The sequence below is a fragment of the Faecalibacterium sp. An122 genome, from assembly GCF_002160895.1.
Taxonomy (GTDB): domain Bacteria; phylum Bacillota; class Clostridia; order Oscillospirales; family Ruminococcaceae; genus Faecalibacterium.
Genome location: NZ_NFLL01000001.1, coordinates 227,816 through 243,989, shown reverse-complemented (window position 1 = coordinate 243,989; position 16,174 = coordinate 227,816). Strand labels below are relative to the sequence as shown.

General features: G+C 60.2%; 16 protein-coding genes and 1 tRNA gene. 3 read left to right on the top strand and 14 right to left on the bottom strand.

Annotated elements, in window-relative coordinates; all coding sequences use genetic code 11:
* Positions 1–120: 120 nt before the first annotated feature.
* Positions 121–196 (top strand) — tRNA-Thr (locus B5E67_RS01100).
* A gap of 41 nt (positions 197–237) precedes the next feature.
* On the opposite strand, the gene B5E67_RS01095 is transcribed toward B5E67_RS01100, so the two are convergent.
* Positions 238–1,287, bottom strand: a complete 1,050-nt coding sequence (locus B5E67_RS01095; RefSeq protein ID WP_087381933.1) for a hypothetical protein — start codon at positions 1,285–1,287, stop codon at positions 238–240.
* A 105-nt stretch (positions 1,288–1,392) separates the two neighbouring features.
* Between B5E67_RS01095 and B5E67_RS01090 the strand changes: the two genes are divergently transcribed.
* Both B5E67_RS01090 and B5E67_RS01085 read left to right on the top strand, forming a co-directional pair.
* Entirely contained in the window at positions 1,393–1,689 is a 297-nt protein-coding gene (locus B5E67_RS01090; RefSeq protein ID WP_242956696.1) for a YabP/YqfC family sporulation protein, read from the top strand.
* Between the two features lie 14 nt (positions 1,690–1,703).
* Positions 1,704–2,861: a sporulation protein YqfD gene (locus tag B5E67_RS01085; RefSeq protein ID WP_087381930.1), complete on the top strand. Its 1,158-nt coding sequence runs from the start codon at positions 1,704–1,706 to the stop codon at positions 2,859–2,861.
* Between the two features lie 66 nt (positions 2,862–2,927).
* Here B5E67_RS01085 and hslO read toward each other — a convergent pair whose 3' ends face one another.
* The 13 genes from hslO to tsf form a co-directional block, all read right to left on the bottom strand.
* Positions 2,928–3,833 (bottom strand): Hsp33 family molecular chaperone HslO, encoded by a 906-nt coding sequence (hslO, locus tag B5E67_RS01080; RefSeq protein ID WP_087364478.1) that lies wholly within the window; start codon positions 3,831–3,833, stop codon positions 2,928–2,930.
* Positions 3,821–4,585: a class I SAM-dependent methyltransferase gene (locus B5E67_RS01075; protein ID WP_087381927.1), complete on the bottom strand. Its 765-nt coding sequence runs from the start codon at positions 4,583–4,585 to the stop codon at positions 3,821–3,823. Before B5E67_RS01075 ends, hslO begins: the two co-directional genes overlap by 13 nt.
* Positions 4,575–5,192, bottom strand: a complete 618-nt coding sequence (yihA, locus tag B5E67_RS01070; protein WP_087364483.1) for a ribosome biogenesis GTP-binding protein YihA/YsxC — start codon at positions 5,190–5,192, stop codon at positions 4,575–4,577. Before yihA ends, B5E67_RS01075 begins: the two co-directional genes overlap by 11 nt.
* Positions 5,193–5,215: 23 nt before the next feature.
* Complete coding sequence (lon, locus tag B5E67_RS01065) at positions 5,216–7,666, bottom strand: endopeptidase La (RefSeq protein ID WP_087381924.1); 2,451 nt, start codon at positions 7,664–7,666, stop codon at positions 5,216–5,218.
* Positions 7,667–7,853: 187 nt separating this feature from the next.
* Positions 7,854–8,393 (bottom strand): Gx transporter family protein, encoded by a 540-nt coding sequence (locus tag B5E67_RS01060; RefSeq protein ID WP_087245660.1) that lies wholly within the window; start codon positions 8,391–8,393, stop codon positions 7,854–7,856.
* A gap of 20 nt (positions 8,394–8,413) precedes the next feature.
* Complete coding sequence (locus B5E67_RS01055) at positions 8,414–10,321, bottom strand: ABC-F family ATP-binding cassette domain-containing protein (RefSeq protein ID WP_087245658.1); 1,908 nt, start codon at positions 10,319–10,321, stop codon at positions 8,414–8,416.
* Between the two features lie 54 nt (positions 10,322–10,375).
* Positions 10,376–11,116 (bottom strand): YjjG family noncanonical pyrimidine nucleotidase, encoded by a 741-nt coding sequence (locus B5E67_RS01050; protein ID WP_087381921.1) that lies wholly within the window; start codon positions 11,114–11,116, stop codon positions 10,376–10,378.
* Positions 11,117–11,190: 74 nt separating this feature from the next.
* Complete coding sequence (locus tag B5E67_RS01045; protein WP_087245654.1) at positions 11,191–11,409, bottom strand: hypothetical protein; 219 nt, start codon at positions 11,407–11,409, stop codon at positions 11,191–11,193.
* A 114-nt stretch (positions 11,410–11,523) separates the two neighbouring features.
* Entirely contained in the window at positions 11,524–13,437 is a 1,914-nt protein-coding gene (locus B5E67_RS01040) for an SGNH/GDSL hydrolase family protein (protein ID WP_242956695.1), read from the bottom strand.
* 22 nt (positions 13,438–13,459) lie between these two features.
* Complete coding sequence (locus B5E67_RS01035) at positions 13,460–14,113, bottom strand: HAD hydrolase-like protein (protein WP_087245650.1); 654 nt, start codon at positions 14,111–14,113, stop codon at positions 13,460–13,462.
* Positions 14,114–14,333: 220 nt separating this feature from the next.
* Positions 14,334–14,657, bottom strand: coding sequence for a hypothetical protein (locus B5E67_RS01030; protein ID WP_087245648.1), 324 nt, complete (start codon positions 14,655–14,657; stop codon positions 14,334–14,336).
* A 72-nt stretch (positions 14,658–14,729) separates the two neighbouring features.
* Positions 14,730–15,041: a YerC/YecD family TrpR-related protein gene (locus B5E67_RS01025; RefSeq protein WP_087381916.1), complete on the bottom strand. Its 312-nt coding sequence runs from the start codon at positions 15,039–15,041 to the stop codon at positions 14,730–14,732.
* Between the two features lie 178 nt (positions 15,042–15,219).
* Positions 15,220–16,140 (bottom strand): translation elongation factor Ts, encoded by a 921-nt coding sequence (gene tsf / locus B5E67_RS01020; RefSeq protein ID WP_087245644.1) that lies wholly within the window; start codon positions 16,138–16,140, stop codon positions 15,220–15,222.
* Between the last annotated feature and the right edge of the window lie 34 nt (positions 16,141–16,174).

Below are 16,174 nucleotides of genomic sequence, written 5' to 3'. Positions count from 1 at the left end.
TTTCCATGTGGAGGTCGAGCCTGTCCCCACTGAATGCAGGTCTGGCCCGCTGCGGGTGCAATCCCTTGACACTGACCGGTTTTTATGCTAAAATAACTTGCGTTGCAGCCAACGCAGCGTGCTACTGTGGCTCAGCCGGTAGAGCAGCTCACTCGTAATGAGCAGGTCGTCCGTTCGAATCGGATCAGTAGCTCCATAGAATGTCCCCGGAATCGCATTAAGCGGTTCCGGGGATTTTTATGTTTCCGGAACGGCGCGGCAGAGCTGGCAGGCCAGCAGGCAGCAGCCCAGAAAGACCAGCACGGCACAGTCCGGCGGAACCCGCCGCAGGACCACAGGCGCGGGATGGAGAACCGCCCCGGCGGAGACATTTCCTCCCGGCAGCCAGAGGCTCAGCCGGAACAGCAGCAACGACAAGGGCAGATGGAGCAGCCGGGCGGTCAAGAGCGGGCGGAAAGAGATTTCTGCCGGGCAGATGGTGCGTACCTGCAAAAGAACCGACGTTCCCTGCAGGCTGATGGCGGCACAGCACAGCCAGCTGGCCCAGCGTCCGGCGCGGGAAACCAGATCGCAGCCCGAACAGACCTCCAAAACCATGGCGGCGGGCAGGCCAATCTTGGGCCAGATGGCCCCCAGTCCCCCGGTCATCAGGCGAAAATAGAGGATGAACCCGCACAGCTTGCAATAGGTTATGGCGGCATCGGCAATGACGGTATCCAGCCGAAGCGGCGGCATTGCAGCCGGAGCCGGAACCATGACATTTGAGTTCTGGGCCGCAGGAGGATGCACACGGCAAAGGATGACTGCCGAGATCCACCCAGCCAGAGCCTGTACCATAAACAGCCGAATCCCCAGTCCGGTGCTGCCCAGCATTCCCTGGCCCACCGTCAAAATGACAAAGGATGGCCCGGAGCAGATACAGGCAGGCAGCAGACAGGCGGCCTGCTGCGGAGATAATCGGCCGGCACGGACAGCCTGGGCTGCCGCATTGGCAGCCGGCGCAAATCCGCCGGTAAAGCCCATCAGCAGCACGCCCCCGGCACAGGAGGCGTTTGCCCCGGCCAGCCGGGCCGCCGGGCGAAGCAATGTCCCCAGCAGATCTCCCCCGCCGCTGCGGACCAGCAGCGTGGAAACAATCAGAAAGGGAAACAATGAAAGCAGCAGCGGCGCTCCACAGAGGGCCAGCCCCTCCCGAAGCGCCTGGGCACAGGCCTCGGGCGCCCAAAAAGGCAAAATGCCGGTCAGCAGAGCGATGCACACAAACAACGTCCTTTGCAAATAGCGCATAAGCAGCCCCCCTGTTTCCATATATATGGACAGAGGCGGCGGGCCATACCGGCCCAAGCGGTGCGGCGTTGCCGACTGCACGGGCCGCAAACAGGAGGGGAAAAGGTGTCAAAACAACGCAAAAGACGGCTTACGCCGCAGAGCTGGCTCAAGCTGCTGTTTGGCCAGCCCCCCGCCGGGATGTACCGCCGTCCATCCGTCTACATGACCGGGACCCAGATGGAAATTGAGCATTTCCGGCGGATTCGCACCTACGATGAGAGCAAACTCTGTCTGGAACTGTACGGCGGCACCTTCACCGTCTATGGAGATCAGATGCGGATTCTCTCACTGGCGGCGCACCGGATCACCCTGCAGGGGCGGTTTGTAAGGACGGATTTTACCGACAGCATCAATGAATAAAAGGAGGCGGCTGGATGGAGGTTGTACAGCTCTGGGCGGGGGTTGTGTTCACCGCCCTCAGCGGCGACACCGAGGGTCTGTTGAACGATGCAGCCCAGGCAGGCATACATCTGTCCCGCATCTGTCCCCAGCCCGGCGGCTTTTCGGGGCACTGCGCGGCCTGGCGCTATCAAAAACTGGCCGCACTGGCCCGGCGGCGCAGGGTGCGTTTGCAGGTACGGCGGCGGAAAGGACTGTTTTTCCGTCTGAGGCCCCTGTTTCGCCGGAAAGGACTGTGGGCTGGACTGGTGGTTTTTGTGCCGCTTCTGCTCTGGAGCCGGGGACTGATCTGGTCGGTGGACTATGGCAGCCTGACCGCCGGGCAGCAGGCCCGGGCGGCGCTGGTTCTGCGGGAGGAAACCGGCCTGGAACCCGGCGTCCGTGTGACCCAGGATCTCTTGACCGCGGGCGAATACGCACTTTTAAAGAGCGGCGAATTCTCCTGGGCAAGCCTCAATTTCTTCGGCGGCCGTCTGGAAGTGGAGGCCGCAGCCGCCAAACAGGTGCCCGCTATCTTTTCGGGCAAGCTGCAAACCCTCTGCGCCCGGATTGGCGGCGTTGTAACCGAGGTCAATCTGAAGAGCGGCACCGCTCTGGTGGTGCCGGGCCAGCAGGTGGAAACGGGTCAGCCGCTCATCGGTACAAGCCGCACCGAACGGGACGGAACGCCCATTTTTGCCCCGGCTGCCGGCGTGGTGATGGCCCGGTTTGAGTGGAGCGCCCAATACGACCAGTCTCTGACGGAGGAAGTGCCCCTTCTGACCGGCCGGACCCACACCAAGCTTCGCCTGTCCTGCGGGGGATTTCATCTGACCCTTCCGGGGCTGGACGGCGGGCTGGTGGGGCCGACCTCCAACGATGTGGAAATCACCCGTCACGTCCAGATGGAGCTGGGGGGCCTGCCGCTGCCCATAGCGGTGGAGGAAACCGTCCGCTATCAACGGCGGACCCGATCGGTGAACTACTCGGATGACCTGGCGTTGGCCATGGCCCGGCTGCATTGCCTGCAGGAACTGGAAGAGGAATGGTCGGGGGCTGAAATTGTGGCCCAGCAGGAAACGGTAGAACGAAAGGCGCACCAGCTGCACTATGCTGTCACCTATACCCTGCTGGACAATATTGTAGAGGGATAATATCGCACACAAAAACGGCCGGCCCGTGCTCTGCAGCGGGGTCAGCCGTTTTCTTATGTATGGGGTTTACTGTGCTTCCTCAGGGGCGGCCTCGGAGGTCTCCGGCAGCTCCTTCAAAAGTTGGTTCAAATCAAAGTTGTACTTGCTGTGGCAGAAGTGACACACCACTTCGCAGTGGGGGTCCTCGTCCCGAAGCTTTTCCAGCTCCTTGCGGCCCAGACTGAGCAGCATGGCCTTGGTGCGCTCCTCGCTGCAGTCACAGCGATAGGACACCTGGCGGGTATCCAGCACCGACGGTGCAAAGCCTGCCAGAGCCTTTTCCATCATGTCCTTGGGGGTGGCGCCGGCGCGCAGCATCTCGGTCACCGAGGGCATGGCGGCGATGTTCTGCTCCAGCTGGGTGATCTCGGCGTCGGTGGCGCCGGGCAGCAGCTGCACCATATATCCGCCCGCACAGTGGATGGTGAGGTCCGGGTCCACCAGAACACCCAGAGCGCAGACGGTGGGAATCTGCTCGCTGTAGGCATAGTACGCCGTCAGATCCTCGGCGATTTCGCCCGACACCAGCGGCACCTGGCCTACCGTGGGCTCTTTCTGAAGCTTGTTGTCCCGGATGACGGTGAGGACGCCGTCTTTGCCCACAGCACCGCCCACATCCAGGTGGCCGTCGGCCCGGGGCGGCAGCTCCACCAGGGGGTGGTCGATGCAGCCCTTGACGTTGCCGGTGCCATCGGTACAGGCAATCACCAGGCCGGCAGGGCCGCCGCCATTCACCCGCAGGGTGATGCTGTCCCGGCTGTCCTTGAGCATGGCGCCCATCAGAGAAGCCCCCGTCAAAAGACGACCCAGTGCGGCGCTGCAGGTGGCGCTGGTCTTGTGAAGCTGTTCTGCTTTACAGACAATATCCGTCGAATCTATGCCGCAAAATACAACGCCTCCGTTTTCAGAGAGGCCGCGAATCAGTTCAGACATTCTTCTCCCTCCAGCTGTGTGTAGTTTTTGACCGCGCAGAAAAAGTACCGTTCGCTGGTCTCGGTCAGGGGGCCGAAGGTCTCCCCATCGCAGACCGACTCCAAAGTGAAGCCGTGCCGCTCCAGCGCGGCGCGGATCTCGGCCAGCTCGTAGGTGTACTCGCAGAATTCCTCATGGAAGGATTCACCGTTTTCGCGGTCGTCGATGTCCAGAGAAATCCGGACCCGCTTGCCGCCGTCCTCGATCTGGTTGCGCCAGACACAGCCGGCTTCCTCCCCTTCAAAGGTGAAGGTGTTGTTGCCCAGAACGTTTTGATGCTTGTAGGGGGTGTTCATGTCGAACAGCAGTACCCCGCCCTTCTCCATGAAAAAGGCGGCGTTGGCAATGGCAGCATCCAGCGACGGCAGATGGTTGAAGGTATCAAAGGTGGACACCGCGCCCCGGATGGTGCCGTACAGATCCAGGCTGCACAGATCCTGCTGGAGCAGCAGCAGATGATTGGTGAGCTCCAGCTGGTCGGCCTTGTCCCGGACCACACAGAGCATTTCTTCCGACTGGTCAATGGCGATCATCTCATAGCCGGCCTGGGCCAGCATGAGGGTCAGTTCTCCGGTGCCGCAGCCCAAGTCAGCCAGAATGCCGTCCCAGATGCCGTGGTTTTCCAGCTCCTGCCGGACGTGCCGGTACAGGGTTTCGTAGTCGGCGTCCTCGTTGAAGGAGTCGTAGAAATAGGCAAACTCGTTATACGCCATCGGTCTGCTCCCCATCCGCCAGAGCGCCGGTCACGGCGGCGTCCAGAATTGCCTGCAGCTCAGGAATGCCGCTGCCGCTCTCGGCGCTGGTCAGGACCACCGCCTGGCAGCCATAGGCCAGACAGACCTTTTCAAAGGCCTGGCGGGTCGACTCCATCTGGCTCTTTTTCAGCTTGTCACCCTTGGTCAGGGCCACCACATAGGGAATCCGATGATAGTGCAGATACCGCAGCATCTGGGCATCGTCGGCGCTGATGTCGTGGCGGCAGTCGATCAGCTGGACCAGCAGGGTGTGGTGGCGGGCTGCATCAAAATAGCTGTTGATCAGCTCGTCCCAGCGCTGGCGGTCGGCGTTGCTGACCTTGGCGTAGCCGTACCCGGGCAGGTCCACAAAGTAGCAGTTATCCACCCCATAGAAGTTGATGGTGGCGGTTTTGCCCGGCGTACTGGACACGCGGGCCAGGTTTTTGCGGTTGCAGAGCTTGTTGATCAAGCTGGATTTGCCCACATTGGACCGGCCCGAAAAGCTGATCTCCGGCCGGTCACTGGCAGGCAGCTGGCTCGAAATGCCATAGCTGGCCAGAAAGTCCGCTTTGTTGTAGTTCATATTCTCTCCTCATCCGGTCTGGTTCAGCAGACGACTCCCGGCTGCGGCGTCTTGTCCGCCGGCGGCAGGATGGCGTCCGGGGTTTTGGTTTTGCGGGCGCGGGTGCGCCGTGCGGGCATGGGTTGAGGGGTCTTGAGCAGGGCGGTGTCCAGCACCTGTTTCAGGTTGGAAACCGGCATGAACTGGATATTCTCCTTGACCTCGTCGTCCACATCGTACAGGTCGCTCTCGTTGTCCTTGGGGATCAGCACCAGCTTCATCCCCTCGCGGTAGGCTGCCATGCTCTTTTCACGCAGGCCGCCGATGGCCAGCACGTTGCCGTGCAGGGTGATCTCGCCGGTCATGGCCACATCGCCCCGCACCGGCCGGCCGGACAGGCAGGAAATCAGAGCCGTGGTCAGGGTGACGCCGGCCGAAGGCCCGTCCTTGGGAATGGCGCCCTCGGGGGCGTGAATGTGCAGGTCGCACTTCTTGAGCTTCTCGGTGTCGATGCCGTACTCTGCAGCGTGAACCCGGGCGTAGGTGATGGCCAGCTGAGCGCTCTCCTTCATCACGTCGCCCAGAGAACCGGTGACGGTGATTTTGCCCGAGCCGTCCTCAATGACCTGTACCTCAATGGGCAGGGTCTCGCCGCCCACGCTGGTCCAGGCCAGGCCGTTGGCGATGCCTACGGCGTTGTCCCGGTTGAGGAACTCCGGCTTGACCATCCGGGGTCCCAGAAGTTCCTCCAGCATGGAGGTGGTCACCGAGACGCTCTCGGTCTCCCCTGCGGCAATCTTGCGGGCGCATTTGCGCAGGACGCTGGTAATGGTGCGCTCCAGGCTGCGGACGCCTGCTTCCCGGGTGTAGCCGTCGATGATGCCGTACAGCGCACCCTGGGACAGTGTCACCTTGCCGGTCAGGCCGCAGAGCTCCAGCTGCTTGGGCAGCAGATGGCGGCGGGCAATGTTGTACTTCTCCACGCGGGTGTAGCTGGGCAGCTCAATGACGTCCATACGGTCCCGCAGCGGGCCGGGAATGCTGCCCAGGTCGTTGGCGGTGGTGATGAACAGAACGTGGCTCAGGTCATAGGGAATATCCAGGAAATGATCCTTGAAGGTGTTGTTCTGCTCGGGGTCCAAAGCTTCCAGCAGGGCAGCTGCCGGATCGCCGCGGAAATCCCCGGCCAGCTTGTCGATCTCGTCCAGCAGGATCAGGGGATTCTGGCTCTTGGCGGTGATCATGGCGCTGATGATCTTGCCCGGCATGGCGCCGATGTAGGTGCGGCGGTGGCCGCGGATTTCCGCCTCATCCCGCACGCCGCCCAGGCTCAGGCGGACATACTTGCGGTTCAGGCAGGAGGCAATGGACCGGGCGATGCTGGTTTTGCCCACGCCCGGAGGGCCCACCAGGCAGATGATCTGAGCCTTGACGTCGGGGGCCAGTTTACGGACGGCCAGCAGCTCCAGAATCCGGTCCTTGACCTTTTTCAGGCCATAGTGGTCGTGGTCCAGAATCTGCTGGGCCTTGACGATGTCCAGGTCGTCCTCGGTGAAGGTGTTCCAGGGCAGATCCAGGCAGGTGTCCAGGTAGGTGCGAATGACGGTTGCCTCCTGGTTGCTGCCCTGCATCTTGGCCAGACGGTCTACCTCTTTCAGCAGCTTTTTCTCGCTGTCGGCTTCCAGATGGAGCTCGGTGATCCGGCGGCGGTACTCGTCGGCCTCAGCGTGGGTGTCATCCCCTTCCCCCAGCTCGCTGCTGATGATGTTCAACTGCTCGTGGAGGTAGTAGTCCCGCTGGTTTTTGTCCATGGACTCATTGACCTTGTCCGAGATCTCTTTTTCGATCTGCATGACCTGGCACTCCCGGCGCAGCAGCTCGATCAGTTTTTCCAGACGGCCGGTCAGGGTGTTTTCATCCATCACCGCCTGCTTGTCCTCATAGCGGAGCAGCAGGTTGGCGGGGACATATTCGCTCAAAAAGACGGGGTCGTCGTTGGAGACGATGGCGAACACCACATCCTTGGCCAGACGCTGGTTCAGGGACAGGTACTCGTCAAAGACGCTTTTGAGGGTGCGGACCAGGGCGTCGGTCTGGAGAGCGTTCTCCTCCTTGGCGCCGCGGACCGGGGCCTGCTGGACTGCTGCCAGCAGGAACTTGCCGTCGCTGTCCAGGTCGATCATCTTGGCGCGGTACTTGCCCTCCACCAGAACCCGGACCAGGTCGTCCGAAACCCGCAGAATCTGCTTGATCTCGGACACCACGCCATAAGTAAACAGGTCGTCGTGGGTGGGCTCGTCGGTGTCCATCCGTTTCTGGGCGACCAGAAATACATTGGAATTGTTGCTCATCGCCCACTCAATGGCGGCGATGCTCTTTTCACGGCCCACTTCAAAGTGAACCAGGTTGTTTGGGAAGACCACCAGCCCGCGCAGGGCAATGGCAGGAAGATGAAGCGTCTGCCGCTCCACCTTGATCGTTACTTTCTCAGACATTGTGAACCTCCCAAAGCTGTGCCCCGGTTTGACAATGGGCACAGCCTTTTGTTCTTTTGCAGGGTCCGGCAGCAGTGTGCTGCCTTGTCCCTGTATTATAACGGGTTGCGGCGGCGGTTGCAATGGGTCCCACTGCTTTTGCCAGCGAAGCGGGGCCGCAAAGTTTTTCCATCCGCCGCAGCCTTCTTTATCCTTGCTTCCGTTCCCTTATATTATAGCCCAGCTTGTCCAGTGCCGGCAACAGGGCCCGCAGAATCAGGGCCGTCAGGGCGCCCATCGCCAAGCCCAGCACCAGCATCACCGGCGCATAGTAGAGGGACATGGAGGAGGAAATAATCACTCCCGCCCCCAGCAGCTGGCCTACATTGTGAGCAAAGGCGCCGCAGACCGACAGGATGAACCAGGTGGGACGCAGCGGCAGCACATCGTACAGCAGCCACATCACCAGCAGCGACAGCAGGCCGCCGCACAGGGAGAGGAATCCCGCCGTGGGACCTGAAACCAGAAAGACAAACAGCGCCTTGAGCAGATCCAGAATCAGGGCCTGTTTGGGGCCCATGAACAGCAGGGCGTACATCACCACCACGTTGGCCAGACCCAGCTTCATGCCGGGCAGCAGGCCCGGGATGGTGAGGGTGCCCTCGGCGAAAGAAAGGGCCATGGCCAGGGCAAAGAGCATCCCCGAAAGGGCAATCTGTTTGGCTTTACTTCTCTCCTGCCTACGCATGGGCTGCCTCCTGCGGGGCATCAGTCCCCGCTGCTCTCGGTTGATTCAAGCGAACGTTCATACTGCTCCTGCTCCTCGACGGCGGCCTCCCAGGCGGCAAAGAGCTCCTCCTGATGGAAACGCAGATCTTCCAGCTCGTCGCTCTTCTGGCGCAGCAGCTGGGGATCGTTGTAGACCTCCGGCGAGTTGATTTCGTTGTCCAGCTCCACCTCGCGGGCGCCGCACTTCTCCATCTCCTCTTCACAGGCCTTGATCTTGGCCCGCAGCTCGGCACGGCGGCGGCGCTGCTCTTTGCCGTAGCCGACTTTCACAGTGTCGGCCTTTTCCTGGACTTGCGCAGCCGGGGCGGCACGGCCCATCAGGGCGTCGTAGCTGGGATAGAGGGTGGCTTTGCCGTCCTCCAGATAGAGGATGGGGCAGGCCAGACTGTTCATCAGGTGACGGTCATGGGTGACCAGCAGCAGGGTGCCGGTATAGGCCATCAGGGCCTCGGTCAGGTTCTCACGGGTGTAGATGTCCAGGTGGTTGGTGGGCTCGTCCAGGAACAGCAGATTGGGCCGCTCCAGCACGATCTCCGCAAAGCGGAGACGGGCCAGCTCGCCGCCCGACAGAGAAGCGCAGTCCTTAAAGACGTTCTCCCCCCGGAAGCCCAGCCGCGCCAGGTGGCTGCGGACTTCCAGCTCGGTCATCTGGGGGTATTTGTCCCAGATGGCGTCGATCACTCGGCCTGCGCCGGCGCGGTGCTGCTGCTGTTCAAAGATGCTGGGCCGTGCACCGGTGCCCAGACGGACCATGCCGCCCGAGGGACGCCGGCGGCCGTCCAGCACCTGCATCAGGGTGGACTTGCCTGCGCCGTTGGGGCCGGCAATCACCAGACGCTGGCCGCGGCAGACGGTATAGGTAAAGGGTTCCAGCAAAACCCGGTCCCCGATGCGGATGGTCAGGTTTTTCAGGATGACCAGCTCGTTCCAGGGCTCCACGTCGTACTCAAAGCGAAAATTCAGCTTGTTGGTTTCGTCTTTGGGCGCTTCGGTGATCTCCAGCTTCTCCAGCTGTTTGCGGCGGCTCTGGGCCATTTTGGTGGTGGAGGCCCGTACCAGGTTCCGGTCGATATAGTCCTGCAGTTTCTCCGCCAGGGCTACGTCGGCGTCGTGCTGCTTCTGGCGCAGGGCATCGGCAGCCTCTTTCTGAGGCAGATAGGCCGAGAAGTTGCCCTTATAGGTGGTCATGCTGTGGCCCGAGACTTCCCAGATCTTGGTACAGACGTTGTCCAGGAAATAGCGGTCATGGCTGACCACCAGCACCGCGCCGGAATAGCCTTTCAGGTAATTTTCCAGCCACTCCATGGTGGTGAAATCCAGGTGGTTGGTGGGCTCATCCAGGATCAAGATGTCGGGCTTTTCCAGCAGCAGCTTTGCAATCCGCAGACGGGTCAGCTCGCCGCCCGACAGGACCCCTACGTTCTTCCCCCAGGTATCCTGAGGAAATCCCATGCCGCCCAGCACCTTCTTGATGTTTACATCCATGTGGTAGCCGTCGGCGGCGTCCACCACCGCCTGAAGGGCGGCGTGCTGCTCCAAAAGGGCCGGGTCCGTCTGGTTGACGGCCATCTTTTTCTCCACAATCTGCATCTGCGCCATGGCGTCCAGCACTGGCGCAAAGGTGGAGCGCATCTCGCCGTAGACATCCAGGGTGTTGTCCAGCTTGGCGTTCTGGGCCAGATACCCCAGGGTGACGCCGTGAGTCAGGCTGAACTCGCCGTTATAGTCGGTGTATTCACCGGTCAGGATTTTGAGAAGGGTGGTCTTGCCGGCGCCGTTCTGGCCCACGATGCCGATGCGGTCTTCCCGCTCGACACTGGCCGTCACGTTCTCCAGCACGATCTTCTCCCCAAACGTCTTGCCGATATGTTCCAGATTCATCAACATCGTTTTTCTTCCCCACACTCTGCGTCGGGGTCCGGGGTTCTGTGTTCAGAAACCTCAGACCTGATGACGCCGGTTTTTCTGCCCCACGCGGGCCAGCTCATCCGGTTCCATGACGATGGGATAGAGCTGCTCCAGGGCGTCGATCTCATAGGTCGGGCTGACCTGGCCCGGATTTTCCGCATGGGCCCGGTTGAGCCAGCAGGTATCCAGCCCGGCATTGATGCCGCCCTGGATATCGCTGGTCAGGCTGTCGCCCACCACCAGCACGTGCTCGCGGTTCTCCACCCCCAGGGTTTTGAGGGAGGTATCAAAAATCTTGCGATTGGGCTTTTCGCTGTCCGACCGCTCGGACACAAAGACCTCCTCCATGAAAGCCGCCACGCCGGACTCCTTCACACGGCGGCTCTGGACTTTGTCAAAGCCGTTGGTGACGATGGCCAGGGTGGACACCTCCGCCAGCTCATGCAGCACATCCAAAACGCTGCCCGGCATCAGGTCGGGATGGGTGGACAGCTGATTGAGATAATAGCGGTTCATCTCTGCGCCGTTGCCGGCTGCGCCGATCTCCTTCAAAAAGCGGGTAAAACGCTCATTCATCAGCTTGTCGCGGCGAATCTGGCCTTTTTCCAGCTGACGCCAGAGGCCCTCGTTGATTTCGCGGTACTTTTGTACGTTCTCGTTGGAAGGCTCAATGTTGTACTGGGCCAGGGTTTCGGCCAGAGCCTTGCTCTCGGCCGCATCAAAGTCCAGCAGGGTGTTGTCTGCATCGAATAAAATGCAGTAGTATTTTGCCATACGTCTTCCCTCTCTTTCAAATGTCTTTTACAAGGCAAAGCCAGCCCCGTTTACGCAGAGCTGGCCCTGTCGTATCACTCGTTTACCATCGCGTACCCGCCCGCATCGTCGGTCTGCTGGGGCCGGTTGTCAATGCAGCGGCGATCCACGGGTGTCTCGCCGCCACAGCCGCAGCCATCATCCTCGATGGGGCCGGGATCTACAATCTCCCATTCCATCTCATAGAAATCGACGCTGCCGTCGGTCACATTGCCGAAGCCAGGCTTGCTGACGACAAAATCTTCCTGCTGCATCCTTGGGGTTCCTCCTCTCCTACAGGGCTTTGGGGATGGCTGTACACCCTTGCGGGGACGCCATCCGGATATACCTCAGCCTATGCAGGCAGGAGCCAGGAGGTGCCTGTGGAATCAGTCCACCCGGAACAGGCCGTCCATCACTTCACCCAGCACGCTGTCGGAAGAATCCGAACTGTCGCCCCGGGAGGCGGAGCTGCTGGAGGACGAACCGGGCCGCGGGGCCTCGGGATCGTCATTGACCGAGCTTGCCTGGGAGCTGGACGAGGAACTGCTGGAAGAAGGCTTGCTGCTGGAATTGGAGCTGGAGTTCGAAGTCGAGCTGGACCCGGAGCTTGAACCAGAGTTGGAACTGGAGCTGGAGCTAGTAGAGCTCGAACTGCTGCTGGAGCTGCCGGAGCTGGACGAACTGCCGGAAGAAGAGGAGCTGCTCGACGAAGAACTGCTGGAACTGGAGCTGGTGGACGAAGAAGCGGAAGCCTCCTCCGAGGGCTCAGACGACGAGCTGGAGGACCCGGACGAGCTGGACGAAGAACCAGAAGAACTAGAGGACGAGCTCGACGAGCTGGAAGAGCTGCTGGAGCTGGAGCTCGAGCTAGAACCAGAGCTCACGCCGCTGTCAAAGGAAATGTTTAGGGTGTTGCTGACCACCTGGCTGTCGTTGTAGGTCAGGACAGCATAGACGCTGTAGGTCTGGTTGGCCAGAACGGGGTCCACAATGAAGGTGATGGAGGTCTTGCCGGCGGCATCCTCCGATTCAACGCCGTTGACATACCAGCGCAGGTTTTCGGCCTTGGCATACTGGCCGCTCAGCTTGGCTTTCAGGGTGTAGTTCATCCCGAAGATGCCGGAGCCCTGCCCGGAGATTTCCACCGAGGCGCGGGAGAACACAGCGGTCACATCCAGATTCTGTTTGAAGCCGCTGTCGGTACGGGTGCGGCTGGTGACGCCATCGCTCCAGTTGACAAAGAAGTAGCCCTCGGCCGGGACAGCCGTCACGGTGACAGACTCATCCGCAGACACATTGAAGAGCAGAGAGGTCTGGCCAGAGGAATCGCCGCTGGTCAGGGTGCCGCCGGTCTGGTCGATGCGGTAGCGGGCCTCAAAGGTCTCGCCGTCGGTCGCCTCGGAAGAGCTGGACGCAACCGGATCGCTGGGATTGCTGGTGTACTCCAGGGTACGGGTGGGAATGTTGCTGGTATCGGGACGGCGGTCCTCGGTCTCATAAGCATGGGTGGTCAGGTAGTTCAGAACTGCCTTCAGGCCGCTGCTCTTGAGGTGGATATCGCCGCCGATATAGTAGTCATCCAGACCAAAGCCGGTGGAGGGATCCTTCAGCACCTCGGCGCTGTTGAGGAACTTGACACCCAGGTTCTCGCACATGGTCAGCAGGGCCATGTTGAAGTCATCGATCTTCTGCTGCGAGATGGAGGGATAGTTGGAGTGGGCCTGGGGGACTGGCGGAATGGTGTTGACAATAATATCGGTATAAGGATAGCTGGCCTGGATATCCTGGATCAGCTGCGAATAATAGCCGATGAAGGTCTCCACTTCCATGGCGTTGTCGTTGGTGCCCAGGGTAATAACCACATGGCGGGGCTTCATCATCGCCACGGCCTGGGCCATGGTGTAGCGCTGATCGGTCCCCTTAAAGGTGACCAGCTCCTCCGAGAGGGCGCTCTGGATGCCGATGCCCTCCTTGGCACAGAACTGCTGAAGGGTGATCAGGCCGTTGTTGTACAGACGAACGGTGTTGGAATCGCCCAGGAACAGGGTGTCATTGAGGTAGGCCTCTCCGGCGTCTGCCGTCTCGGTCAGCAGAGCGGAGGACTGGGTGTCCACCTGATAGTGGTTGGCCAGATCGTCCGGCTCCTCGACCTGAGGGATCGAGCTGGCGGAATCTCCGCCCCGGGTGGAAAGGAGTACATAGGTGACGCTGGCCGTAATCAAAATGGCCAGCGCACACACAGCACATACAAGAATTGCCTGTTTCTGGATCGGTGTCATAGACTGTGAATTTCGACTCATGATAACTTCCCCATCTTCTCCGTCAGAGCGACTCTCCCAACAGGAGGTCGGTCAGTTGTTGGCAGCTTTCAGCATAGAGCTTGGGGCCAAACGGCGCCAGCTCTTCCCTGCTGCCGTAACCATACAGCACAGCGGCGGCGTCCAGCCCACAGGCGGCTGCACCCCGCATATCGTCGTGCCGGTCGCCCACCATCAGGGCGCGTTTGCCCTGGAGCAAAGGCTGGTCCAGCACATACTGCACCACCTGCGTTTTGGTGTCGCGGCTCTTGTCCATGGATGCACCGGCGATCAGGTCCAGCAGAGGTGCCAGCCCCTGTTCTTCCAGGATCGGGGTTACAACCTGGGTGGGTTTGGATGTGGCTGTGCAGAGGGTCAGGCCCGCAGCCTTGAGGCGGCGCAGCATATCGGCTGCGCCAGGGTAAGGCTTGCACATATGACATCCCCGGACAGCATAGCTGCTCCGGTAAAGCTCTGTGGCCCGCTCAATCTCGGCTTCGTCGGTGTAATACTCGGCAAAGGTCTTGCGCAGAGGCGGACCTACATAACGCATCAGGTCCACGCCGGTGATGTCCGTCCCCATGGTGTGGAAGACCTCCCGCAGCGTGAAAAGAATACCCGGGGCGGAATCCAGCAGGGTTCCGTCCACATCAAACAGGACAGCATCGTAGGATAACAAACGGCGCTCCTCCTTCTATTATGATGGATATACAGTAGGTAGTATAGCACAATTTGCCCCAATGGGCAATTCCAGGGTGATGATTTAACGAATTTTCCATTTATATCCTAAACAAGTCCGGCCGCAAAAACAGCTTGTCCCCGCGAAAAGCAACGCAAAACGCCCGTCCCAGGCGATGGGACGGGCTGCAAAGGGAACGTTTGGCTTCAGAGCAGCGTCATCAGCAGATGGGGTTGTTGTTGTCGGTGCAGCAGCCCTCACCGTCATAAGACAGGTTGTTGGTGACGAACTCCAGCTTATCCTTGAGCACCAGCTCCAGGTTGGCCACGGCGTGGACCATGTTGGTGGCAGAGTCGTTGATCTCCAGCAGCTTGCACAGGTCGATGCCATCCATATTGAGGGCGGTCTTCATCTTCTGGCTCTCGGCGCAGAGGATGTAGCTCAGGGCGCTCTCCTGCATGGCGATGCTCTCGAACAGGTCCAGAACAACCTGATGCAGCGAATGGGCCTCGATCTTGGGGCAAGTGGTATTGATGGTGGTCATAGCGGATATCCTCCCTTTCATCTGTTTTGGATACGCCAGTCTATGCCGCCGACCTGCCATGTGTGCAGAAGGTCAGGTTTCTTCCTGTTTCGACTTCTGCATCCGCTCAATGATGGTCTGATAGCCGCCGGCTCCGTACTGAATGCAGCGGTTGATCCGGCTGATGGTGGCGGTGCTGATCTCCGCCGACTTGACGATCTGCTCGTAGGTCTTGCCCTCCAGCAGGAGCTTGGCAGCCTCCAACCGCTGGGACATGTCGGAAATTTCCTTCACGGTGCACAGGTCATCAAAAAAGCGATAACACTCTTCCCTGTCCCGAAGGCTCAGAATCGCATCAAAGAGCGAGTCGGTCAGGGCGTTACGTCTGGGATTTTTGTCTGTCATGGGACGGCCTCCTGTATTTTCCTGCGGCGTCATTGTCCTTTCACTTTAGCATGGGAAAGCGTAAAAGTCAAGAGGTCGAAGGATCTTTTCTGCCAGGAGAACGCAAAAAGAGGGCGCTGCCCTGTGACAGGCAGCGCCCCCGACGGGGTTTGGTTGTGGGTGAATGGCGCAAAAACGCTTACTTCACCATGCTGGCGACTTCAGCTGCGAAGTCGTCGGAACGCTTCTCCAGGCCCTCGCCCTTCTGGAAGCGGGCGAACTTGACGATCTTGATGTCGCCGCCCAGCTCCTTGGCCACCTTAGCGGTGTACTGAGCAACAGACAGGTCGCCGTCCTTGACGAACTCCTGGTCAACCAGGCAGTTCTCCTTGTAGTACTTCTTCAGCTTGCCCTCGATCATCTTGATCTTGACAGCCTCGGGCTTGTTGGCGTTCTTGGGATCGCTGGACATCTGGACCAGCATGATCTCCTTCTCCTTGTCGATGACCTCAGCGGGAACGCTGGCCTCGTCCAGGTAGCTGGGGTTGGCAGCAGCGATCTGCATAGCGATGTCCTTGCCGTAAGCGGTGAACTCGGGCTTTGCAGCGATCTCATCGGAAGTCTCGAAGTTGACCAGAACAGCGTGGGTGCCGCCGCCGTGCACATAAGCTGCGCAGGGGCCCTCGTAACGGACGAAACGGCGAACCTTGATGTTCTCCTTGATGACCAGGATCAGCTGCTTCAGAGCGTCGTCCACGGTGGTGTCGCCCATCTTGCAGTTCATCAGAGCATCGATGTCAGCGGGGTTCTGCTGCATGATGACCTTGGCTGCTTCCTTGACGAACTCGACAAACTTCTCGTTCTTGGCGACGAAGTCGGTCTCAGCGTTGACCTCGATGACCACGCCGACCTTGCACTCAGAACAGTAATCAGCGTAGACCATGCCCTCGGCGGCCACACGGCCGGCCTTCTTGGCAGCAGTGGCCAGGCCGCGCTCACGCAGCAGCTCGACAGCCTTGGCGAAATCGCCGTTGGCATCGGTCAGAGCCTTCTTGCACTCCATCATGCCGCAGTCGGTCTGCTTGCGCAGTTCCATAACGTCCTTTGCAGAAATAGCCATTGTAATCCTCTCCTATTCTATCGTTGCCTGTTGG